This is a genomic window from Lactococcus muris (assembly GCF_042849115.1).
In the GTDB taxonomy this organism is placed as follows: domain Bacteria; phylum Bacillota; class Bacilli; order Lactobacillales; family Streptococcaceae; genus Lactococcus; species Lactococcus muris.
The window spans coordinates 1-1307 of sequence record NZ_BAAFQO010000049.1; the positions used below are offsets into that span (position 1 = coordinate 1).

Annotated in this window: 2 protein-coding genes; both read left to right on the plus strand. The window is 37.8% G+C overall.

The genetic code is table 11. The features are described 5' to 3' along the window. Window positions 1–71 precede the first annotated feature (71 nt). A complete protein-coding gene (locus ACGHCK_RS11425) occupies window positions 72–404 on the plus strand; it encodes a transposase (protein ID WP_251424002.1) in 333 nt (110 codons plus the stop codon). A gap of 11 nt (window positions 405–415) precedes the next feature. Beyond that, complete coding sequence (locus tag ACGHCK_RS11430) at window positions 416–1282, plus strand: IS3 family transposase (RefSeq protein WP_271329489.1); 867 nt, start codon at window positions 416–418, stop codon at window positions 1280–1282. Window positions 1283–1307: the final 25 nt, after the last annotated feature.

A 1307-nucleotide genomic window follows, 5' to 3' on the forward strand; every position in this document is an offset into this window, starting at 1 on the left:
TGAAAAGAACCAAGTAAAATAGACACTGTAAAAAACTTACAGTACAATCTATTTTAGGAGGTTCTTTTTGCATGGCTAAAAAAGGAAGTAAATTCAAGAAATATAGCCTTGAATTCAAATTACAAGTGGTTCAAGACTATTTGAGCAATAAATATGGTGGAGTGGATGCTATTACAAAAAAGCATGGTTTAAAATCATCCAGACAAGTGAGAGATTGGTTGAAACTTTATGAGGAAAACCCAGCTCTTCTTGGGCAAGATAAGCGAGGAAAGAAAGCTACAGGTCGTCCTAAAAGCTTCAAACTTGACGAGATGACTCTTGAAGAACAAAATGAATATCTGCGCATGGAGAATGATATCCTAAAAAAATACCAAGCGCTCCTCAAAACACTGAGCGAGCGCTGAAATTCCGTATTATTGATGAGCTCAGAGACAAATATGGCGTAAGTTTCCTCTGTTCTTATTTCCAACTCTCTCGCAGCGGTTTCTACGCATGGGTAAACAAGGGGAAACCTTTATATAAAGCTTTTAAAGAAGATATCGCGCAGCTCATTCAAGAAATTTTTGAAGTACATGAGAAAGGCTATCGTTACATTACCATGCAATTAAAACGCCTTTATGGTGTCGTTCTCAATCCTAAAACAGTCCTTCGTTATATGCAAATTCTTGGCTTAAAATCTCCCATTCGCAAGAAACGTTTTACTTCTTGCACAAAACGGGAAAGAAATGAAAAAGCAAGAGTCGTTATGCCCAACGCCCTTGCTCAAAACTTTGTCGCCACACGACCCAACCAGAAGTTAGTCACGGACGTCAGCTATATTTATCATAAAAGTGGTCGATGCTTCCTCAGCGTCATTAAAGACCTTTATGATAACTCTATTTTAGCATATAGGATTTCTCCTTTCAATGACAATAGGTTAGTCTTTGATAACTTAGACTTGGTTTTTAATGCACAGTGGGATACAGACCTTCCCTGTACTTTGCACTCTGACCAAGGCTTTCAGTATACCAACCGCACCTATATTAAGAAATTGTATAGGCATAATGTCATAACTTCACATTCTCGTAAAGGGAATTGTTATGACAACGCGCCTTGCGAGAATTTCTTTTCACATCTCAAGAGTGAATCTTTGGAACTTCATGTGCCTGAAAACGAGCAGGCTCTTCGACAACAAGTGGATGATTTCATCTTTTGGTACAATTATGACCGTCCACAAGAAAAATTAAAAGGCATGACACCAATGGAATATCGGAGTGCATACCTTATTGAACATCATAACTAAGTAGGTTTTTCTACTTGTCTATTTT

Bases quoted from the DNA above. Each gene is read 5' to 3' on its own strand.
- ACGHCK_RS11425 (WP_251424002.1), top strand. From the start codon at position 72: ATGGCTAAAAAAGGAAGTAAATTCAAGAAATATAGCCTTGAATTCAAA.